This is a genomic window from Cupriavidus sp. 8B (genome assembly GCF_054589115.1).
Genome location: NZ_BAAILO010000211.1, coordinates 36,483 through 56,052 on the forward strand (window position 1 = coordinate 36,483; position 19,570 = coordinate 56,052).

General features: G+C 65.9%; 21 protein-coding genes. 12 read left to right on the top strand and 9 right to left on the bottom strand.

What is annotated here, in order from left to right; genetic code table 11:
• The 4 genes from ACYP5B_RS21135 to ACYP5B_RS21150 all read left to right on the top strand — a co-directional run.
• Positions 1–634, top strand: a 634-nt coding sequence (locus ACYP5B_RS21135) for an SCO family protein (protein WP_459570977.1), incomplete at its 5' end; no start/stop codon positions are given.
• 7 nt (positions 635–641) lie between these two features.
• A complete protein-coding gene (locus ACYP5B_RS21140) occupies positions 642–1,745 on the top strand; it encodes a COX15/CtaA family protein (RefSeq protein ID WP_400091449.1) in 1,104 nt (367 codons plus the stop codon).
• Positions 1,742–2,677, top strand: a complete 936-nt coding sequence (cyoE, locus tag ACYP5B_RS21145; protein ID WP_318231604.1) for a heme o synthase — start codon at positions 1,742–1,744, stop codon at positions 2,675–2,677. The genes ACYP5B_RS21140 and cyoE overlap by 4 nt, the downstream gene beginning before the upstream one ends.
• Before the next feature lie 147 nt (positions 2,678–2,824).
• Positions 2,825–3,451 (top strand): SCO family protein, encoded by a 627-nt coding sequence (locus ACYP5B_RS21150; protein WP_267605391.1) that lies wholly within the window; start codon positions 2,825–2,827, stop codon positions 3,449–3,451.
• Between the two features lie 99 nt (positions 3,452–3,550).
• Here the strand turns inward: ACYP5B_RS21150 and rpoH are convergent, their stop codons facing one another.
• The gene (gene rpoH / locus ACYP5B_RS21155; RefSeq protein WP_006159460.1) at positions 3,551–4,447 is read right to left on the bottom strand and encodes an RNA polymerase sigma factor RpoH; all 897 of its coding nucleotides are present in this window, start codon (positions 4,445–4,447) and stop codon (positions 3,551–3,553) included.
• A gap of 411 nt (positions 4,448–4,858) precedes the next feature.
• Here rpoH and ACYP5B_RS21160 point away from each other — a divergent pair, with 411 nt between their 5' ends.
• Positions 4,859–5,734, top strand: a complete 876-nt coding sequence (locus ACYP5B_RS21160; protein ID WP_459570978.1) for a pirin family protein — start codon at positions 4,859–4,861, stop codon at positions 5,732–5,734.
• Positions 5,735–5,762: 28 nt separating this feature from the next.
• Here ACYP5B_RS21160 and ybiB read toward each other — a convergent pair whose 3' ends face one another.
• The 5 genes from ybiB to ACYP5B_RS21185 all read right to left on the bottom strand — a co-directional run bounded on the left by ybiB (position 5,763) and on the right by ACYP5B_RS21185 (position 11,119).
• Positions 5,763–6,782, bottom strand: coding sequence for a DNA-binding protein YbiB (gene ybiB, locus ACYP5B_RS21165; RefSeq protein ID WP_459570979.1), 1,020 nt, complete (start codon positions 6,780–6,782; stop codon positions 5,763–5,765).
• A gap of 126 nt (positions 6,783–6,908) precedes the next feature.
• Positions 6,909–7,712 carry an ABC transporter ATP-binding protein gene (locus ACYP5B_RS21170; RefSeq protein WP_400091456.1) on the bottom strand — a complete coding sequence of 268 codons (804 nt, stop codon included), beginning with the start codon at positions 7,710–7,712 and terminating at the stop codon, positions 6,909–6,911.
• Between the two features lie 52 nt (positions 7,713–7,764).
• Complete coding sequence (gene ntrB / locus ACYP5B_RS21175) at positions 7,765–8,703, bottom strand: nitrate ABC transporter permease (protein WP_400091458.1); 939 nt, start codon at positions 8,701–8,703, stop codon at positions 7,765–7,767.
• 85 nt (positions 8,704–8,788) lie between these two features.
• Positions 8,789–10,108, bottom strand: a complete 1,320-nt coding sequence (locus ACYP5B_RS21180) for a CmpA/NrtA family ABC transporter substrate-binding protein (protein WP_400091461.1) — start codon at positions 10,106–10,108, stop codon at positions 8,789–8,791.
• Positions 10,109–10,465: 357 nt separating this feature from the next.
• Complete coding sequence (locus tag ACYP5B_RS21185) at positions 10,466–11,119, bottom strand: ANTAR domain-containing response regulator (RefSeq protein WP_459570980.1); 654 nt, start codon at positions 11,117–11,119, stop codon at positions 10,466–10,468.
• Between the two features lie 212 nt (positions 11,120–11,331).
• On the opposite strand from ACYP5B_RS21185, the gene ACYP5B_RS21190 reads away from it, so the two are divergent.
• Both ACYP5B_RS21190 and maiA read left to right on the top strand, forming a co-directional pair.
• Positions 11,332–12,033: a fumarylacetoacetate hydrolase family protein gene (locus ACYP5B_RS21190; RefSeq protein WP_400091463.1), complete on the top strand. Its 702-nt coding sequence runs from the start codon at positions 11,332–11,334 to the stop codon at positions 12,031–12,033.
• 4 nt (positions 12,034–12,037) lie between these two features.
• Complete coding sequence (gene maiA, locus ACYP5B_RS21195) at positions 12,038–12,685, top strand: maleylacetoacetate isomerase (RefSeq protein ID WP_400091465.1); 648 nt, start codon at positions 12,038–12,040, stop codon at positions 12,683–12,685.
• 88 nt (positions 12,686–12,773) lie between these two features.
• Here the strand turns inward: maiA and ftsY are convergent, their stop codons facing one another.
• Positions 12,774–13,919 (bottom strand): signal recognition particle-docking protein FtsY, encoded by a 1,146-nt coding sequence (gene ftsY / locus ACYP5B_RS21200; protein ID WP_400091466.1) that lies wholly within the window; start codon positions 13,917–13,919, stop codon positions 12,774–12,776.
• A 60-nt stretch (positions 13,920–13,979) separates the two neighbouring features.
• Between ftsY and ACYP5B_RS21205 the strand changes: the two genes are divergently transcribed.
• From ACYP5B_RS21205 to ACYP5B_RS21225, 5 genes are all read left to right on the top strand, one after another.
• The gene (locus ACYP5B_RS21205) at positions 13,980–15,506 is read left to right on the top strand and encodes a M16 family metallopeptidase (protein WP_400091467.1); all 1,527 of its coding nucleotides are present in this window, start codon (positions 13,980–13,982) and stop codon (positions 15,504–15,506) included.
• A gap of 24 nt (positions 15,507–15,530) precedes the next feature.
• The gene (locus ACYP5B_RS21210; RefSeq protein ID WP_400091494.1) at positions 15,531–16,892 is read left to right on the top strand and encodes a M16 family metallopeptidase; all 1,362 of its coding nucleotides are present in this window, start codon (positions 15,531–15,533) and stop codon (positions 16,890–16,892) included.
• Between the two features lie 77 nt (positions 16,893–16,969).
• Positions 16,970–17,599 (top strand): 16S rRNA (guanine(966)-N(2))-methyltransferase RsmD, encoded by a 630-nt coding sequence (gene rsmD, locus ACYP5B_RS21215; RefSeq protein WP_459570981.1) that lies wholly within the window; start codon positions 16,970–16,972, stop codon positions 17,597–17,599.
• Between the two features lie 217 nt (positions 17,600–17,816).
• The gene (coaD, locus tag ACYP5B_RS21220) at positions 17,817–18,305 is read left to right on the top strand and encodes a pantetheine-phosphate adenylyltransferase (protein ID WP_267605405.1); all 489 of its coding nucleotides are present in this window, start codon (positions 17,817–17,819) and stop codon (positions 18,303–18,305) included.
• Positions 18,306–18,374: 69 nt separating this feature from the next.
• Positions 18,375–18,635: a YfhL family 4Fe-4S dicluster ferredoxin gene (locus ACYP5B_RS21225; RefSeq protein ID WP_043343403.1), complete on the top strand. Its 261-nt coding sequence runs from the start codon at positions 18,375–18,377 to the stop codon at positions 18,633–18,635.
• Between the two features lie 91 nt (positions 18,636–18,726).
• Here the strand turns inward: ACYP5B_RS21225 and pth are convergent, their stop codons facing one another.
• Positions 18,727–19,320: an aminoacyl-tRNA hydrolase gene (gene pth, locus ACYP5B_RS21230; protein WP_459570982.1), complete on the bottom strand. Its 594-nt coding sequence runs from the start codon at positions 19,318–19,320 to the stop codon at positions 18,727–18,729.
• Between the two features lie 64 nt (positions 19,321–19,384).
• Positions 19,385–19,570, bottom strand: a 186-nt coding sequence (locus tag ACYP5B_RS21235; protein WP_459570983.1) for a hypothetical protein, incomplete at its 5' end; no start/stop codon positions are given.

The window sequence follows — 19,570 nt, forward strand, 5'->3', positions numbered from 1 at the left end:
GGCCCAGGCCGCCCGCGCCGCGCCGCAGGACCCGCGCATCGACGCCCGCACCCGCCGCGGCCGCATCCAGATGCTGCTGCTCCTGCTGGTGTGCGCTTCGCCCGTCATCGCTTCCTACCTGACGTACTACGTGTTCAAGCCGGCGGGCGGCTCCACCAACTACGGCACGCTCATCGATCCGCAGCGCCCCATGCCTGCGATACAGATCGCCAACGAGCGCGCGGAGTCCGTGCCGCTGGATAGTTTCAAGGGCAAGTGGCTGCTGGTGACCGCGGATGGCGCGGCGTGCGACGAAGCCTGCGCCAAGAAGCTGTTCACCATCCGCCAGATCCGCGCGGGGCAGGGGCAGGACCGCGAGCGCATCGTGCCGGTATGGCTGATCAGCGACGACGGCGCTGTCGATTCCCGCCTGTCGGCCGCCTACAACGAGCCGTATGCCGGCGTGCGCTTCCTGCGCGCCAACCGTGAAGCCATGCAGAAATGGCTGCCGGCGCAACCGGGTGCCCGGATCGAGGACAGCCTGTTCCTGGTCGATCCGCTGGGCAACCTGATGATGCGCTTCCCCAAGGAGCCGGACCCCAAGAAGATGAGCTCCGACCTGAAGAAGCTGCTCAAGTACTCTCACATCGGTTGAGGCGCGCATGCTGCTCCAACTCGCCATCATCGGCGTCCTGATCGCGCTGTTCCCCTTGAGCTATGTGCTGGTCAAGGGGGATCGCAACAAGTACCGCAAGCTGGTCTGGATCACCGCCTTCCTGACGCTGGACCTGATCATGTTCGGCAGCTTTACGCGGCTGACCGACTCCGGCCTGGGCTGCCCCGACTGGCCGGGCTGCTATGGCCACTCCAACCCGCATGCGGCGCAGGAGCACATCCGCGCCGCCGAGACGGCCTTGCCCAGTGGGCCGGTGACCATTACCAAGGCGTGGATCGAAATGATCCACCGCTACTTCGCCATGGCGGTCGGCGTGCTGATCATCACGCTAATGGTGCTGGCCTGGGTCAAGCGGCGCGAGCTCAAGCAGTCGCCCTGGTTCGCCACCGGCGTGCTGCTGCTGGTGTGCGTGCAGGGCGCGTTCGGCGCCTTTACGGTCACGCTCAAGCTGCAGCCCATCATCGTGGTCACGCACCTGATGCTCGGCATGAGCCTGCTGGCGGCGTTGATCTGGCTGGGCTCGCGCAACGACCCGCCGCTGCGGGTCGCGCCGCAGGCGGCCGGGCTGCGCTGGCCGGCGCGCATTGCGCTGGCCTTGCTGGTGTTGCAGATCTTCCTGGGCGGCTGGGTGAGCACTAACTATGCGGTGCTGGCATGTACCGACTTTCCGCTGTGCAACGGCCAGCTCGTGCCGGACATGGACTTCCGTCACGGCTTCACGCTGTGGCGCCAGCTCGGCATGACCGCAGACGGCGATTACATTCCACACTCGGCCCTGGTAGCGATCCACTGGGTGCATCGCGGCTTTGCTCTTGTCGTGCTGGCTTTCCTGGCCTGGTTCGGCCTGCAGGCGCGCCGCCTTGGCGGCCTTGCGCGCAGCGCCGGCTGGCTGCTGGGCTTTCTCGCGCTGCAACTGGCCACCGGCCTTTCGAACATCGTGTTCGACTGGCCGCTGGGCGCCGCGGTGGCGCATAACGGCGGCGCGGCGGTCTTGCTGCTGCTCCTGGTTCGCCTCAACTACAATATAGGGCTCGCGGCCCGGTCCGCTGACATCGCTACCGACGTGCCGGCCGCCGCGCGCGCCACATGAAAGACAAGAACTCCTCAGTGGTTACAGCTACCCACACACATCCCCTCGGACGGGTTCGCCACCTGGTCCGCCAATACGCCGCCCTGACCAAGCCGCGGGTGACGCAGCTTGCCGTCTTCTGCGCCATCATCGGCATGTTCCTGGCCACGCCCGGCATGGTGCCGTGGCCGGTGCTGATCGGGGGCGCTGCCGGCATCTGGCTGTTGGCAGGTGCCGCTTTCGCCATTAACTGCCTGGTGGAGCAGAAGGTCGACGCGCTGATGCGCCGCACCGCATGGCGCCCGTCGGCCACCGGCGAGATCACCACCATCCAGACGCTGGTCTTCTCCGCGGTGCTGGGCGGGGCAGGGATGTGGCTGCTGCACGTCTACACCAACGACCTGACCATGTGGCTGACCGTGGCCACCTTCGTCGGCTACGCTGTGGTGTACACCATCCTGCTCAAGCCGGCCACGCCGCAGAACATCGTCATCGGCGGCCTGTCCGGCGCCATGCCGCCGGCGCTCGGCTGGGCGGCGGTCGCGGGCGACCTGCCGGCGGAAGCCTGGTTCCTGGTGCTGATCATCTTTACGTGGACGCCGCCGCACTTCTGGGCCCTGGCCCTGTATCGCCGCGCCGACTACGCCAAATCCGGCCTGCCGATGCTGCCGGTGACGCACGGCGAGCGCTTCACGCTGCTGCACATCCTGCTGTACACGCTGATCATGATCGCGGCCACGCTGCTGCCTTTTGTGTACGGCATGTGCGGCTATATCTACCTGGCGGCCGCGCTGGTCCTGGGGGGCGGTTTCCTGGCCTACTCGTGGAAGATGTATCGCAACTACTCGGACGCGCTGGCGCAACGCACCTTCCGCTTCTCGATCCTGTATCTCTCGCTGTTGTTCGCCGCGCTGCTGGTCGATCACTACTTCAAGTTCCTGCCGCAGGCCTGAGCGGGCCGGGCAGGCTTGCGGCATCTTGTCGCGGCATGCGCGCGTGGCGGCCCCGATCGGCGATACTGCGTGTCATCTGTTAATGTGACCTTGTCGCGTCCAGCCGCCTGCCGGGCGGTCCGGCCCGTCAACACCACCCGAACTCGCATGCCAAACCGCTTCCCTTCAGCCTTTCTCCCCACCTTCGCGACTTTCCGCCGGTTTTGCCTGCTGGCCCTGTGCTCGCTGCTGCTGGCGGCATGTGGTCAGCAGAAGGCTTCCTTCAAGAACGTCGATATCACCGGCGGCAGTGAGTTCGGCAAGGACTTCGTCCTCACCGACCACAACGGCAAGGTGCGCTCCATTGGCGACTTCAAGGGCAAGGCGGTAGTGATGTTCTTTGGCTATACGCATTGCCCGGACGTGTGCCCGACCACCATGGCCGAGCTCAAGGCGGTGATGGAGCAACTGGGTCCGGACGCCGACAAGGTGCAGGTACTGTTCGTCACGGTGGATCCGGAGCGCGATACGCAGGCTCTGCTGGCGCAGTATGTGCCGGCTTTCGATCCGCGCTTCCTGGGCATGCGCCCGGCCGACGATGCCGCGCTGCAGAAGGTTGCCAAGGACTTCAAGGTGTTCTACGCCAAGGTGCCGGGCACTTCGCCGAACAACTACACCATGGATCACTCGGCGGGCAGCTATGTGTTCGACCCGAGCGGCAAGCTGCGGCTGTTTATCCGCCACGGCCAGGGGCCGGAGCCGATCGTGCACGACCTCAAGCAGCTGCTGTCCTGAGGCGAGCCGCCGGCGCGAAACCGGCGGGAAAAATAAAACAGGGCCGGTCGCGAGACCGGCCCTGTTTATTTCTGGCGCGCTTGAGCTTGAGCTTCGGCCTTAGGCAAAGGCCTGCAGCGCACCCTTCATCTTCTTCATCGCCGCGGTTTCGATCTGGCGGATGCGTTCGGCGGAAACGCCGAATTCGTCAGCCAGTTCATGCAGCGTGGAGCCGCCCGAGCCGTCGTCGTTGACCTGCAGCCAGCGCGCCTCGATGATGCGGCGGCTACGGTCGTCGAGCTTGGACAGCGCTTCTTCCAGGCCTTGCACCTGCAGGCGGTCGTGGCGCTGGGCCTCGATCACGCGGGTCGGCTCGTTGTGGTTGTCGGCCAGGTAGGCGATGGGCGCGAAGTCTTCTTCGCCATCGTCGATCTGCCCTTCGAGCGCCAGGTCGCCGCCCGACAGGCGGGTTTCCATCTCCATCACTTCTTCCGGCTTGACGTTCAGCTCGCGCGCAACCGCGTCGATCTGTTCCGGCGTGAAGGTATGGGCGCCCTGCTTGTGGCTGCGCAGGTTGAAAAACAGCTTGCGCTGGGCCTTGGTGGTAGCCACCTTGACCATGCGCCAGTTCTTCAGCACGTATTCGTGGATCTCGGCCTTGATCCAATGCATGGCGTACGACACCAGCCGCACGCCCTGGTCCGGGTCGAAGCGCTTCACGGCCTTCATCAGGCCGATATTGCCTTCCTGGATCAGGTCTGCGTGGGGCAGGCCATAGCCGAGGTACTGGCGGGCGATGGACACCACCAGGCGCAGGTGCGACAGCACCATGCGGCGCGCCGCATCGACGGAGTCGTGCTCGCGCAACTCGCGCGCGAGCCGCTGCTCTTCCTCGGGGGTAAGCAGGGGAATACGGTGGACAGCCTGGATATAGCTGTCGATATTTCCCAGCGTTCCGGGAAAGGTCAGCGCAAACGTCCCGGCGCCCTGCGGCACCGTAGGCAGACGGTTGGTCATTTGGGTTTGGTCAGCAGATAAGACCGCGTTCACTCGATTGCTCCTTTCGCATTCCGGCGGGTGGGTTGCCCGCGTGCGCGGACCTTTTGGGGGGCTCGCACTGCATTGCAACACATATTAGCACTCAAGCCGGGGGACTGCTAAGTTCGAGTGACAATAGGGTTGATAGTTCCTGGTAATCGAATATTGCTTCTACATAGTGTTTTAAACCGACATCTTGCGTGATGTGGCGAGGGATGTGGCGAGGCCACTATCTCACGCGGGTGCGCCAACGATCGGACAATGATTAGAGGGCCGCTACTCCTGCCGGTTCTGTCGCCAGATGAGATGCTGTGTTTCGCTAGCAGCTACACTCTTTTCATTTATCTCAGTGGTGCTGCGCGCCAGCATCGACCAAACCGGGGAACATTCATGTCTGCTATCGAACACTTGCTCAAGCCGCATACCCGAGACCTCGGCGACTTTGCCGTGAGCCGCCTGCTGCCCGCCGCGGCAACCCAGACTGTCGGCCCATTCATCTTCTTCGACCACATGGGCCCGGTGGCCATGCCGCCGGGAGAGGGGGCGAATGTGCGCCCGCATCCGCATATCGGCCTAGCCACGGTCACCTACCTGTTCGAGGGCGAGATGCTTCACCACGACAGCCTGGGCAGCAAGCAGGTCATCAGGCCGGGCGACGTGAACTGGATGACGGCGGGCAGGGGCATCGCGCACTCGGAGCGCTCGCCCCAGGCCGCCCGCGATGCCGGGCCACGCCTGCACGGCATCCAGACCTGGGTGGCGCTGCCCAAGGAGCACGAGAACGTCGAGCCGTCCTTCCATCACCATCCGGCGGCGACGCTGCCCAAGCTGGAGCGCCCTGGCGTACGCATGACGGTGATTGCGGGCGATGCGTTTGGCGCCGAGGCGCCGGTGAAGGTGTTTGGCCGCACGCTCTATGTAGCCATTGAGCTCGAGGCGGGCGCCAGCCTGGAGATTCCGGCGGAGCATGCCGAGCGCGGCGTCTACCCGGTGGACGGCACCATCGCGCTGGACGGCGAGGTGCTGCCGGAGCGGCACCTGGCGGTGCTGGTGCCGGGCCAGCCGGTGACGTTGACGGCGCAGGTGGCGTCGCGCGTGATGTTGCTCGGCGGGGACCCGACCGACGGCCATCGCTTTATCTTCTGGAATTTCGTTGCCAGCACCAAGGAGGCGATCGAAGCGGCCTCCCAGCGCTGGGAGGATGACCAGTTCCCGCGAGTGCCGGGGGAAGACGACCGCATCCCCCTGCCCCAGCGCAAGCGCTGACCAGAGGCGCCCGCGCAGCCGGCCCGGCTCAGACCGGGCTGGCCCAGGCTACCCGCGTGCCTTGCTGCAGGCAGTCGCGGATGGCGTCGATCTGCGTGGCGATCGGGGCGGGCACGGGCAGCTTGCCGTCCAGCACGAGGCGGATCCAGGCCGCGGTCTGGTCCACGTCGCTGCCGGGCGGCAACTCCGGCACTTCCACGATGGAGCCGGAAGTCGGGTCGACCAAAGTACGCTGATGCCCGTCGTGCAGCCAGTCGATGCGGCTGTTGCGCCGGGCGTCCGCCACCACCTCGCCTTCGGTGCCGCGCGCCAGCAGCACATTGGCGGGCTCGCGCGAGAAATAGTCGGTCAGGGTTTCGCGGTACTCGGGGTGGGTGTAGCTATACAGCCGCAGCGCCTCGGCCGGGGAGTGCGCGCCCACCGGCTGCAGCATCTTGACCACCGTATGCGCGGAGTTGCGCAAGCCGATCTGCATGCGCTTGTCCAGCATCCGGGCCAGCGCCGGCGACAGCACGTCGATCGGCAGCACGGCCAGCGGGCCGGGCTGGGCGTCCTTGCTGCGCAGCTGGGATTCGGCCTGCGCCACGGAGCCGCAAGGCGCGATGCCCAGCGCCTCGAACAGCGAGATGCTGGTGACGCGCCCGTTGAACTGGCGGGAGCCGTGCACCAGCACCGGTATGCCCTCGCGCGCCAGCAGCAGCGCCAGCAGCGGCACCAGGTTGGGCTGCTTGCGCGCGCCGTTGTAGCTGGGGATGGACACCACGATGCGGTCCGCCGGGCCGGCCAGCGGCAGGCAATGCGCGTGTGCGGCATCGAGCATGCCGGCCAGCTCGTGCGGCGCCTCGCCCTTGATGCGATAGGCCATAAGCACCGCGCCCAGCTCGATATCGGCCACGCGACCCGCCAGCATGGCATCGAACAGCGCGTGGGCGTCTTCGCGCGGCAGCGCACGGGCGCCGTTGACGCCCCGGCCGATTTCCTTGATGTACTTCGCGGCAGCGAAAGCAGGGGCGGCGGGAGGCGCAGGGGAGGTGGGCGTGGTGGTCATGGCGGGTTGGGACTATGTGGTTTGAAGTCCATGATAGCGGAGCGAGCCGGCCGTGCCCATGACAGCCGCAACCCCGGCCCGGCTTCGCCCCCGGCGCCGTAGCGCCAGGCCCCTCATTGCACCGGCTCAGGCGGCTTCCTTCAGGGCGGGATTGCGCTGCTTGCGGTACAGGAAGTCCAGCACTGCCGTGCGGCATGCGTGGTAGTCCTTATCCCCGGCCAGCGCCATGCGCTCGCGCGGCCGTGGCAGGTCCACCTTCAGCACTTCGCCGATGGTGGCCGCGGGGCCGTTGGTCATCATGACGATGCGGTCGGCCAGCAACACCGCTTCATCCACGTCGTGGGTCACCATCACCACCGTGCTGCGCGTCTTCGCCACGATCTTGATCAGCTCGTCCTGCAGGTGCGCGCGGGTGAGCGCATCCAGCGCGCCAAAGGGCTCGTCCATCAGCAGCACCTTGGGCTCCATGGCCAGCGCCCTGGCGATGCCCACGCGCTGCTTCATGCCGCCCGAGATCTCCTGCGGATACTTGGCTTCGGCGTGGGTCAGGCCAACCATGGCCAGCGTGTCATGCGTGCGGGCCTTCAGTTGCGCCTTGCTTTCGCTGCCGCCGAACACGCGCTCCACGCCAAGGTAGACGTTGTCGAAACAGGTCAGCCAGGGCAGCAGCGAATGGTTCTGGAACACCACCGCCCGATCCGGGCCCGGGCCGGCGATTTCGCGCTCGGCGCAGATCAGCGCGCCGGCGCTGGGCCGGTCCAGCCCGGCCAGCAGGTTGAGCAAGGTGGACTTGCCGCAGCCCGAATGGCCAATCAGCGTAATGAACTCGCCGCTGGCGATGGTCAGGTTGACATCGCGCAGGGCCACGAACGGCCCCTTCTTGGTCTTGAAGGTCTGCCCGACATTCTCGATACGGACGAACTTTTCCATGAGGTTCTCCTTGGGTGCCAGGGCGCGGTAGCCGACTTGGCGTCTTGGCGGCTTAGTTGCCGTAGCTGAAGCGCTTGGCCAGGCTGAGCAGCGCGTATTCGAGCAGCAGCCCGACCACGCCGATGATGAAGATCGCGATGACGATGTGTTCCACCTTCAGGTTGTTCCACTCGTCCCATAGCCAGAAGCCGATGCCGGTGCCGCCAGTGAGCATTTCCGCGGCCACGATCACCAGCCACGCGGTGCCGATGGACAGCCGCACGCCGGTGAGCATGTACGGCAGCACGGCCGGCAGCAGCACGCGGGTGAACACCTTCCATTCGGACAGGTCGAGCACGCGCGCCACGTTCAGGTAGTCCTGCGGCACGCGGGTCACGCCCACGGCGGTATTGATCACCATCGGCCAGATCGAGCAGATGAAGATGGCCCAGATTGCCGCCGGGTTTGCGGACTTGAACAGCAGCAGGCCAATGGGCAGCCACGCCAGCGGCGAGACCGGGCGCAGCAGGCTGATGATGGGCGCCATCATGGCGTTGAGAAAGGCAAAGCGGCCCAGCGCGAAGCCGGCCGGGATGCCGATCAGCGCCGCCAGCCCGAAGCCTGCCGCCACGCGCGCCAGCGATGCCAGCACGTTCCAGCCGATGCCCTGGTCGTTGGGGCCGTTGCGGTAGAACGGGTCGGCGAACAGCGGCACGGCGGCATGCCAGGTGGCGGCCGGCGTGGGGATGGCGGGGATCATGGTGGCGATGCCGTGCCACATCAGCAGGAACAGCGCAAAGCCTGCTACGGGCGGTATCACCTTGAGCACGACGGCGGCGATGGCGTCGCGCCGCGCCGCGCGGCGCGCATCGGCTTGTGCTGCGAGCGCGCGGCGCTCGGCGCGCTCATGGGCTTGCTGGTCGCCAACCACGGCGAGCTCGGCGGTGGTGCCGGCATCTGCAGGGGCGGCTTGGTTGGCAGCATGCGGGGCCGGCTGGGCTAGTGCATTCACGTCAGGCTCCTTCAGGAGCCGGCGTGTCGCCACGCCGGCGTTCAAGCGGCAAACAAAATCGGAATCGCGCCAGGGCGCGTGCGCGTCAGGCCTTGATCTTGAAACCGTCGGCGTAGGCCTTCGGGTCCTTGCTGGCGTCCCATACCACGCCGTCGATCAGCTTCGCGGTGCGCAAGTCGCTCTTGGGCAGCGGCACCTGCGCCGCGGCGGCGCCCTGCTTGTAGATGTCGATGCGGTTGACCTTCTTCGCCACCTCCAGGTAGTCCGGATGCTCCTTGAGCAAGCCCCAGCGCTTTTGCTGCGTGAGGAACCACATGCCGTCGGAGAGGAAGGGATAGTTGGCGATGCCGTCCTGGTAGAACTTCATCGAGTCCGGGTCGTCCCAGGTCTTGCCCAGGCCGTTGCTGTAGCGGCCCAGCATGCGGTCCAGGATGATGTCCATGTCGGTGTTGACGTAGGACTTGGCGGCAATGGTCTCGGCGGTCTTGCGGCGGTTGGAGGCCGAAGCGTCGATGTACTTCGATGCGTCGAGCACGGCGGCAACCATCGCGCGCGCCGTGTTGGGATACTTCTGCACGAACTCGGCCGTAGTGCCCAGGGTCTTCTCCGGGTGGTCCTTCCAGATCGCCTGCGTGGTCTCCGCGGTAAAGCCGATCTTGTCGGCGATGGCGCGCGCCCCCCAGGGCTCGCCCACGCAGAAGCCGTCCATGTTGCCTACGCGCATGTTGGCCACCATCTGCGGCGGCGGCACGGTGATGGCCTTGGCGTCCTGCATCGGGTTGATCCCGTTGGCGGCCAGCCAGTAGTACAGCCACATGGCGTGGGTGCCGGTGGGGAAGGTCTGGGCGAAGGTGTACTCGCGCTTTTCCTTCATCATCAGCGCCTTCAGGCTGGCGCCGTCCTTGACGCCTTTCTCCGCGAGCTTGGACGACAGCGTGATGGCCTGGCCGTTGTGGTTCAGGTTCATCAGCACGGCCATATCCTTCTTGGGGCCGCCGATGCCAAGCTGCACGCCGTAGATCAGGCCGTAGAGCACATGTGCCGCATCGAGTTCGCCATTGACCAGCTTGTCGCGCACGCCGGCCCAGGAGGCTTCCTTGGTGGGCGTGATCTTGATGCCGTACTTCTTGTCGAAGCCGAGCGTGCCCGCCATCACGACCGAGGCGCAGTCCGTCAGCGGGATGAAGCCGATCCGTACCTCCGGCTTTTCCGGTGCGTCGGAGCCGGCTGCCCATGCGCCAGCGCGTACCAGGGGATCAACCAGGGTGATCACGCTGGCACCGGCGATGGTGGCCAGTGCGCGGCGCCGTCCGCTGCTGGCGGGCACCGCATCGGCGCCAGTGATGCTGGCGTCGGTGGCAACTGCTGAATGCAGCGGCTTGGTAATCTTCAGGCGAGAGGGCATTGACACGGCTCCAAATAAAAAGCGTCCTGAACTGCTCCGCTTTCGCCAGAAATGCGGGGGCAGGTCAGGACGCCGTTGTCCCGTGATGCGGCGCGGCCGTCGTTGGCGGCGCACATCGGTATGTGATCGGCCGTCGTTGGCCGATGCCTTGATTACGCAAGCGGCGTGCCAAGGGTGGAACGGGCTGTTGTCGGAATGGCAGAGCAGGAGCGAAGGGCGCAGGAGCCGGAAGCGGGCGAACGAAAGCTGCGCCGGTGCGGTGCCGGTGCGTGGGAGGTGTTCCTGTCGCGCCATCTTTGTGCATTGCACCAAGCGCGTGCGGGGCGTATCGAAACGCCAATGGGGCTGATTCGGGGCTTAACTCATCACATCGATGACCCGCCGCGCCGCCTCGACGAGCTTGATGCCGCGCTCCATCGCCATGCTGCGCAGCCGCTTGTAGGCCTCGTCCTCGGTCATGCCGCGCTCCTTCATCAGCAGGCCCTTGGCCCGCTCGACTTCCTTGCGCTCGGCCAGCTGCAGCCGCGTGGCATCGAGTTCGGCGCGCAGTTCCTGGTTCAGTTCGAAGCGCGCATAGGCCACGTCCAGCACGGTCTTCACGCGCTCGGCGCGCAGGCCGTCGACGATGTAGGCGGTGATGCCCGCCGTCAGCGCGGCCTTGATGCGCTGGGCGTCGTCATTGTCCGTGAAGAGCACGATGGGGCGCGGCGCATGCTGGGTCGACACGCACACATGCTCGACCGTATCGCGCGCGGCGGACTCCGAGGCGATGATGATCAGGTCCGGCTGCCGCGCGGCGATGGCGTCGGGCAGCCGCAGGTCGGCATCCACCGTTTCGATGTCGGTGAAGCCCGCCGATACAAGCCCGGCACGTATCGTCTCGATATTGAGCGGATCCTCGTCATGCGGATCGCGCACCAGCAAGATGCGCAGCGCGCGTGAACTCGCCGCGGCGGGCGCGGGGCTCGCCGGACTCGTCGGACTGGAAGGGGCTGGGGGGCGTCTGTTCATGGCGTCACTTGGAATCTCTCGTTGCATGCAAGATTCGCGCCGAGATGCTTTTAATTGTATTGCGGGGTTTCCCGGATTCAATGCCCAGTGCCATACGCGGCAGGAAACGCAGGTGTATGCTATTGCCCTGCTGCGCGGCGGGGGGGCGTCTGCTGGCGACGCCGCATGCCGGTGCGTAGCCTAAAACACAGTACACAAGTCTGGAGAGATGGATGACCGAATTCGTATTTGCCCCGCCGGCGCCCCATGGCGTGCCCGTGCGTGGCAGCAGCGCTCAGTTCCCGGTGCGCCGGGTTTACTGCGTGGGCCGCAACTATGCCGCCCATGCCCGTGAAATGGGTTCGGATCCGGATCGCGAGCCGCCGTTCTTCTTCTGCAAGCCCGCCGACGCCGTGAGCTATGTCGCCGACGGTACCGAAGGCACCTTCCCCTATCCCCAGGGCACCAGCAACTGCCACTACGAAGTGGAGCTGGTCGTTGCCATCGGCAAGGGCGGCAAGGACATCGCCGAGGCGGACGCCGCGAGCCACGTGTTTGGCTACGCGCTTGGTCTCGACATGACGCGCCGCGACCTGCAGAACGAATCGAAGAAGACTGGCCGCCCCTGGGAAACCGGCAAGGCCTTCGACAAGTCCGCCCCGATCGGCCCGATCGTGCCGGTGTCCGTCATCGGCCATCCGCAGAAGGGCGCGGTGACGCTGGCCGTCAACGGCGTCGAGAAGCAGCGCGGCGACCTGTCGGACCTGATCTGGTCGGTGCCCGAAATGGTGTCCTATCTCTCCAAGCTGTTCGAGCTGCAACCCGGCGACCTGATCTACAGCGGCACGCCAGAAGGCGTGGGCCCGGTGGTCAAGGGCGATGTCATGCTGTGCAAGATCGAAGGCGTGGGCGAGCTCACCGTCAAGGTAGTCTGAGCCCATGCTCAAGCTTTACAGCTACTTTCGCAGCTCCGCCTCGTACCGTGTGCGCATCGCCCTGCAGTTGAAGGGCCTGCCTTACGAGTACATGCCGGTCCATCTGTTGCGCGACGGCGGCCAGCAACTGCTGCCGGCCTACCGGGCGCTGAACCCCGATGCGCTGGTGCCGACCCTGCTGGATGACGATCATGTATTGATCCAGTCCGTGGCGATGGTCGAGTACCTCGACGAGACGCATCCCGAGCCGCCCCTGCTGCCGGGCAGCGCGCTCGACCGCGCCTACATCCGCGCCCTGGCGCTGGAGGTCGCGTGCGAGATCCATCCGCTGAACAACCTGCGCGTGCTGAAGTACATCAAGCACACGCTGGGCGTGGCGGAGGAGGCCAAGGACGCATGGTATCGCCACTGGGTCGAGCTGGGTTTCGAGTCGGTGAATACCAACCTTGTGCGCTCGGGCAAGGCAGGGCGCTTCTGCTTCGGCGATACGCCGACGCTGGCCGATATCTGCCTGGTGCCGCAGGTGTTCAACGCGCAGCGCTTCAATATCGACGTGGCCCGCTACCCGGCCATCGCCAAGGTGTTCGACTCCTGCATGGCGCTGCCCGCGTTCCGGCAAGCCGAGCCCAAGGCGCAGCCGGACGCTGAGTAAGCTGGCAGGCTAAGCCCCGGCAGTGCGCAAAAAGAAAAAGCCCCGCAAGCGATTGCGGGGCTTTTCTTCTGGTGGGCCGGTTTGCCGCTCAGCCGAGCAGCGCGTCGGCGAATTCCTCGGCATTGAAAGGCTGCAGGTCTTCGACCTTCTCGCCCACGCCGATGAAGTAGACCGGCACCGGGCGCTGGCGCGCGATCGCGGCCAGGATGCCGCCCTTGGCGGTGCCGTCGAGCTTGGTCACGATCAGCCCGGTCAGGCCCAGCGCGTCGTCGAACGCCTTGACCTGGGACAGCGCGTTCTGGCCGGTGTTGCCGTCGATCACCAGCAGCGACTCGTGCGGCGCGTTCGGCATCGCCTTGGCGATGACGCGCTTGACCTTCTTCAGCTCTTCCATCAGGTGCAGCTGCGTGGGCAGGCGGCCCGCGGTATCTGCCATCACGATATCGATGCTGCGTGCGCGTGCCGCGTTGACCGCGTCGAAGATCACCGCGGCCGGGTCGCCGCTCTCCTGCGAGACCACGGTGACGTTGTTGCGCTCGCCCCAGATGGTCAGCTGCTCGCGCGCGGCGGCGCGGAAGGTGTCGCCGGCGGCCAGCAGCACGGACTGGTCATAGCTCTGGAAGTGCTTGCACAGCTTGCCGATGCTGGTGGTCTTGCCGGCGCCGTTGACGCCCGAGATCATCATCACCAGCGGCTGCTCGCGGCCCAGTGACATGGTTTTCTCGAGCGGACGCAGCAGGTCGGTCAGTAGGTCGCGCAGCGCGGCCTTGACGCCTTCGGCGGTGTCGATGCGTTCGGTCTTGACGCGGCGCCGCAGGGCGCTCAGCAGGTGCTCGGTAGCCTCCACGCCGGCGTCGGCCATGATCAGGGCCGTTTCCAGGTCCTCGAACAGGTCTTCGTCGACCTTGACGCCAACGAACAGCGTGCCCAGGTTGCGGCTGGTCTTGGACAGCCCGGTGCGCAGGCGCTGCATCCAGCCGCGCCTGGCCTCGGCGGAGGCGGCCGGCGGCGGGGTCAGCACCAGTTCCTCGGCAGCGGCCGCAGGCACGCTCTGGACCGGCTCGATGGGGGTTGTCGGGACGGAAACGACGGCGGCCGGGGCAGGCCCGGCCGTGGGAATGGGGGTTGGCGCGCTGGCGGGCGCCGCGGCCGGTGTGGCGGCGGGCGCCGGGCTTTGCACCTCGGGCGGCGCACCGGCCGGTTCGGCCTTGCGCTTCTTCCAGAAACTAAACATTGGGAAAGGGGTCAATACCCCGGTAGAATCAATCGCCAAAATTCTAGCAGACGGGGTCGCATGAACCATTGTGCTGTCAGGTCCAGGTCGGGCGCCGCCCGTACCGCTTCGCATCTTGCCGGCGCCGGCGCTGTTCGCCCGGCCGCTTTCTCCCGGCGCCTTGTTCCCACCCTTTTGTTGATCGCGATGCCCTGGTTCGGCGCTGCCTATGCGCAGACCGCCGTGGTGGCGCCGCCGTTGCCGAGCGGCCAGGCAACCGCGGCGCAAACTGCCGCGGCGCAGGCCGATACCACCGAGTTCAAGCTGTCCAACGGCATGCGGGTAATCGTCAAGGAAGACCATCGCGCGCCCACCGTAGCCCACCAGATCTGGTATCGCGCGGGCGGCGTGGACGAGGTCAGCGGCACCACGGGCGTGGCGCACATGCTTGAACACATGATGTTCAAGGGTACACCAAAGGTCGGCCCGGGGGAGTTTTCCAAGCAGATCGCGGCATTGGGCGGGCGCGAGAACGCCATGACCAACCGCGATTTCACGCTCTACTACCAGCAGATCAGCAAGCAGTACCTGCCGAAGATGATGGAGCTGGAAGCCGACCGCATGGCCAATCTCATCATCAAGAAGGATGAGTTCGACCGGGAAATGAAGGTCGTGACGGAAGAGCGGCGCCTGCGCACGGACGACTCCGCGCGCGGCACCGTCTATGAGCAGTTGCTGGCCACCGTCTACACCGCCGCGCCCTACCGGCATCCCGTGATCGGCTGGCCGGACGACCTGGTCAACATGCGCGTGGAAGACGTGCAGGCCTGGTACAAGAACTGGTACGTGCCGGACAACGCGCTGCTGGTGGTGACGGGCGACGTCACGGCGGCCGAGGTCAAGGCGCTGGCGGAGCGCACCTACGGCAAGCTCAAGGCCCGCCCGCTGCCGCTGCGCAAGAACCAGCTTGAGCCCGCGCAAAAGGGCATCAAGCGGATCTGGGTCAAGGCCCCGGCCGAGAACCCCTACGTGGTGATGGCGTACAAGGTGCCGCGCCTGCACGATGTCGAGAAGGACGTCGATCCCTACGCGCTGGAAGTCCTCTCCGCCGTGCTCAATGGCTACGACAACGCCCGCCTGACGCGCGACCTGGTGCGCAAGCGCCGCATCGCCGACGACGTCAACGTGGGCTACGACAGCATCAACCGCGGCGAGTCCCTGATGGTGCTCGACGGCACGCCGGCCACGGGCCACACCACCGAGGAGATCGAGCGCGCGCTGCGCGACGAGATCGCCCGCATTGCGCGCGAAGGCGTCTCGCCCGAAGAGCTCAAGCGGGTCAAGGCGCAGGTGGTGGCGGCGCAGATCTACAAGCGCGACTCGGTGTTCGGGCAAGGCATGGAGATCGGCGTGGCCGAGATCGCCGGCATTTCCTGGCGCCAGATTGACCGCATGCTCGACAAGATCAAGGCCGTCACGCCGGAGCAGGTGCAGGCGGTGGCTGGCAAGTACTTCAACGACGATAACCTGACCGTGGCAACCCTGCTGCCGCAGCCGATCGACCCGAACAAGGCAAAGGCTCCGGCCGCCGCCGACTCGCTCCGCTGAGCTCTCTAGAGGACAGGACCCATGATGCCCCTCTTTGCCCCGACGATCCCGTCGCCACGCCTGTTGCGTCGCCTGGCAGGCGCGGCTTGCGGTGCGCTTGCCCTGATCGCCTCGCAGGCCGCGCTGGCTGCGATCCCGATCGAGCAGTGGACCACCTCCACCGGCGCCCGCGTGTATTTCGTGCGCAGCCCGTCCATCCCCATGCTCGACGTCAATATGGATTTTGACGCCGGCAGCCGCTACGACCCGGCCGGCAAGGCCGGCCTTGCCACGCTCGCCTCGGCTCTGCTCGACAAGGGCGCGGCCGCGCAGGATGGCCAGCCGGCCCGCAATGAAGCACAGGTGGCCGACGCCTTCGCCGACACCGGTGCCGACTTCGGCGGCGCCGCCAGCAGCGATCGCGGCGGCGTCGGCCTGCGCACGCTGACCTCCGAGCCGGAACTCAGCCAGTCGCTCGCGCTGGCCGGGCAGTTGATCAAGGCGCCGGCCTACCCGGATGCCGTGGTGGCGCGCGAAAAGCAACGCCTGATCACCGCCATCCGCGAGGCCGACACCAAGCCCGGCGTGATCGCCGACAAGATGGTGTCGCGCGCGATCTATCCATCGCATCCGTATGGCGTGTCGCCGACCGTGGCCAGTGTCGAGTCGATCACGCGGGCCGATATCGAGCGCTTCTGGCGAGATAATTTCGCCGCGTCGCGCGCCGTCGTGACGCTGATCGGCGCCATCGACCGCAAGCAGGCCGAGACCATCGCCGAGCAACTGACGCGCGGCCTGCCAGCTGGCGCCACGCCGTCCACGATGCCTCCCGTGCAGCTCAAGATCCCGGCCAGCGAGCAGCGCGTGCCGCATCCGGCGCAGCAGGCTACGGTAGCAATCAGCCAGCCCGCCATCGCGCGTGGCGATCCCGACTACTTTGCCCTGCTGGTGGGCAACTACGTGCTTGGCGGCGGCGGCTTCAGCTCGCGCCTGACCGATGAGGTGCGGGAAAAGCGGGGCCTGACCTACGGCGTCGACAGCTACTTCGCGCCGGCCAAGCAGGCAGGGCCCTTCGGCATCAGCCTGCAGACCAAGAAGGCGCAGACCAACGAAGCCCTGGCGCTGGTGCGCAAGGTGCTGGCGCAGTACGTGGCGGAAGGCCCCACCGACACCGAACTGAAGGCCGCCAAGGACAATCTGGTCAACGGCTTCCCGCTGCGCATCGACAGCAACCGCAAGCTGCTGACCAATGTGGCCAATATCGGCTGGTACCGGCTGCCGCTGGATTACCTTGACACCTGGACCGCGCAGATCGGCAAGGTCACCCGTACCCAGGTCCGCGAAGCCTTCCAGCGCCACGTGTTCCCGGACGCCATGGCGACCGTCATCGTGGGTGGACCGGAATAGCGAAGTGACAGGCGCCGGCGCCGGGGGGCGTTCCCGGCGCTTGCGCTTTTCCGCGCCACAGGCTCTACAATCACGGCATGAATTCGCGTACCCGATCTCCCTCGCCCGCCGCCAGCGGGCGATCCCCATCCTCCTCGCCGTGGCAGTCTCCTGCCCAGGTCCGTATCATTGGCGGCAAGTGGAAGCGCACGCCACTGCCCGTGCTCGACGCCGAAGGCCTGCGTCCCACCCCTGACCGCGTGCGTGAGACCCTGTTCAACTGGCTGGGGCAGGACATGTCCGGGCTGGCGTGCCTCGATCTGTTTGCCGGCTCCGGCGCACTGGGTTTCGAGGCCGCCTCCCGAGGTGCCCAGCAGGTCACCATGGTCGAAGCCAATCCGCGCGTGGCCAAGCAACTGCGGGACAACCAGTACCGGCTCGACGCCCAGCAGATCCGGGTGGTGCAAGGTGACGCATTCGCTACGGCGGCGCAGATGCCGTCGGCCAGCTTCGACGTGGTGTTCCTCGATCCGCCCTTTGCCGAAGACTGGCTTGGCCCCGCGCTGGAGCATGCGGCGCGGCTGTCACGTCCAGGCGGCGCCGTGTATGTGGAAACGGATCGCGCCCTGAGCGGCCCCGACGCCCCAGTGCCCGCGGCGCTGGAGATCGTGCGGCATGCGCGGGCCGGCGCGGTGCATTTCCATTTGCTGCAGCACAGGAACCTTTGAACACGGGATGGCCGCGAGCATTGTGACCGGCCACCCGCACGCAAAATGCGGCAGCGCGGCGAAACCGTAATGTGGCGGCTTGCAAGTGCCGCGTTTAGAGTTACACTACGCCGCTGTCGCCAACGCTCGTCACGCAGCCTTGGCTCCAGCCCTCACCATAGTGGGCGGGGTCGATCGGTCCATCCAGGGCCGGCAGCGGGCAGAACAAGGAGGAAGCATGGTCGTCGCGGTCTATCCCGGCACTTTCGATCCAATGACCCGGGGCCACGAGGATCTGGTGCGCAGAGCATCCAACATCTTCGATGAGCTCGTGGTCGGCGTGGCGCATAGCCCGAACAAGCGCCCGTTCTTTTCGCTGGAAGAGCGCATAGGCATCGCCCGTGAAGTCCTGGGCCACTATCCCAATGTGCGCGTCGAAGGTTTCTCCGGCCTGCTCAAGGATTTTGTCCGCAAGAACAACGCGCGCGTGATCGTGCGGGGTTTGCGCGCGGTCTCCGACTTCGAGTACGAGTTCCAGATGGCGGGCATGAACCGCTACCTGCTGCCGGACGTGGAAACCATGTTCCTGACGCCGTCCGACCAGTACCAGTTCATCTCCGGCACGTTCGTGCGCGAGATCGCGGTGCTTGGCGGGGATGTCAGCAAATTTGTATTTCCCTCGGTCGAACGCTGGCTCGCGGAGAAGATCAGCAGCAAAGCGGAATAAAATAGAGTCTTGCGACATGTCAGGCGCGGCCAGTCGGGCGCGGGGCATGTCGGGTTTAAAGGAAACGCCATGGCACTATTGATCACCGACGACTGCATCAATTGCGACGTTTGTGAGCCGGAGTGCCCAAACGAAGCCATTTCGATGGGGCCCGAGATCTATGAGATCGACCCCAACAAATGTACCGAATGCGTCGGGCACTTCGACGAGCCGCAATGCCAGCAGGTTTGCCCTGTGGCTTGCATCCCGCACGATCCCAACCGGATTGAGACGCGCGAGATCCTGATGGATCGCTACCGGCTCCTTACGGCGGCCAAACGGGTAGCCTGAGCCGCAACTGCGGCTTGCAGCACAAACGCTCGCAGCACAAAAAAGCCCCATTACCTTCAAGGTGGTGGGGCTTTTCTATTTGCGCGCGCGTTCAGCGGTTCGTATGCAATTCCAGCATGGCACGCTCGGACTCGCCTTTGGCCAGTAGCCCAAGCGGTGCGATGCTGCGGTCGATCGCCTCGTCGATGGCCTGCTGTTCCTCGCGGCGCGGCGGCTTCAGCACAAAATTGATCACATCCTCGCGCTCGCCGGCACCACTCGCCGAATTGCGCGGATGGCCGACGCCAATGCGCAGGCGCCAGTACTCCTGGGTGGTCAGGTGCGCTGAAATATCCTTGAGGCCATTGTGGCCGCCCGCGCCGCCGCCACGCTTGAGCTTGACGGTGCCGGACGGCAGGTCCATCTCATCATGGGCCACCAGGATCTCGTCCGGCAGGATCTTGTAGAAGCGCGCGAGCGACACCACCGACAGCCCGGAGCGGTTCATGAAGGTGGACGGCTTGAGCAGCCAGATCTCCTGGTCCCACAGCCTGGCGCGCGCGGCCAACCCGTGGAAGCGGCCTTCCACGCGCAGGGTGACGCCCCCCATGCGGGCCAGCTGGTCGACCAGCCAGAAGCCGGCATTGTGGCGTGTGGCTTCGTATTCCGCCCCGGGGTTTCCGAGGCCGACGATGAGTTTGATCATGCGTTGCACTACTTGGTTGATGGGGCTCGGCGCACGATGCGCGGGGCGGCTGGCAACTGCTTGGCTAACTGCTTGGCTGCAACTGCAACTGCAACTGCAACTGCAACTGCAACTGCAAAGTCAAAATCAACTGCAGTTTCACCACCCCTGCGGGGCGGCGACCTACTTTCTTGTCTTGCCAAGAAAGTAGGCAAAGAAGGCGCGCCGGATGGGGCGACACCCCCTCGTGGTCAGGCAAAAAAGAGCGGCC

Bases quoted from the DNA above. Each gene is read 5' to 3' on its own strand.
- ACYP5B_RS21140 (WP_400091449.1), top strand. From the start codon at position 642: ATGCTGCTCCAACTCGCCATCATCGGCGTCCTGATCGCGCTGTTCCCC.
- cyoE (WP_318231604.1), top strand. From the start codon at position 1,742: ATGAAAGACAAGAACTCCTCAGTGGTTACAGCTACCCACACACATCCC.
- ACYP5B_RS21150 (WP_267605391.1), top strand. From the start codon at position 2,825: ATGCCAAACCGCTTCCCTTCAGCCTTTCTCCCCACCTTCGCGACTTTC.
- rpoH (WP_006159460.1), bottom strand. From the start codon at position 4,447: ATGACCAACCGTCTGCCTACGGTGCCGCAGGGCGCCGGGACGTTTGCG.
- ACYP5B_RS21160 (WP_459570978.1), top strand. From the start codon at position 4,859: ATGTCTGCTATCGAACACTTGCTCAAGCCGCATACCCGAGACCTCGGC.
- ybiB (WP_459570979.1), bottom strand. From the start codon at position 6,782: ATGACCACCACGCCCACCTCCCCTGCGCCTCCCGCCGCCCCTGCTTTC.
- ACYP5B_RS21170 (WP_400091456.1), bottom strand. From the start codon at position 7,712: ATGGAAAAGTTCGTCCGTATCGAGAATGTCGGGCAGACCTTCAAGACC.
- ACYP5B_RS21180 (WP_400091461.1), bottom strand. From the start codon at position 10,108: ATGCCCTCTCGCCTGAAGATTACCAAGCCGCTGCATTCAGCAGTTGCC.
- ACYP5B_RS21185 (WP_459570980.1), bottom strand. From the start codon at position 11,119: ATGAACAGACGCCCCCCAGCCCCTTCCAGTCCGACGAGTCCGGCGAGC.
- ACYP5B_RS21190 (WP_400091463.1), top strand. From the start codon at position 11,332: ATGACCGAATTCGTATTTGCCCCGCCGGCGCCCCATGGCGTGCCCGTG.
- maiA (WP_400091465.1), top strand. From the start codon at position 12,038: ATGCTCAAGCTTTACAGCTACTTTCGCAGCTCCGCCTCGTACCGTGTG.
- ftsY (WP_400091466.1), bottom strand. From the start codon at position 13,919: ATGTTTAGTTTCTGGAAGAAGCGCAAGGCCGAACCGGCCGGTGCGCCG.
- ACYP5B_RS21205 (WP_400091467.1), top strand. From the start codon at position 13,980: ATGAACCATTGTGCTGTCAGGTCCAGGTCGGGCGCCGCCCGTACCGCT.
- ACYP5B_RS21210 (WP_400091494.1), top strand. From the start codon at position 15,531: ATGCCCCTCTTTGCCCCGACGATCCCGTCGCCACGCCTGTTGCGTCGC.
- rsmD (WP_459570981.1), top strand. From the start codon at position 16,970: ATGAATTCGCGTACCCGATCTCCCTCGCCCGCCGCCAGCGGGCGATCC.
- coaD (WP_267605405.1), top strand. From the start codon at position 17,817: ATGGTCGTCGCGGTCTATCCCGGCACTTTCGATCCAATGACCCGGGGC.
- ACYP5B_RS21225 (WP_043343403.1), top strand. From the start codon at position 18,375: ATGGCACTATTGATCACCGACGACTGCATCAATTGCGACGTTTGTGAG.
- pth (WP_459570982.1), bottom strand. From the start codon at position 19,320: ATGATCAAACTCATCGTCGGCCTCGGAAACCCCGGGGCGGAATACGAA.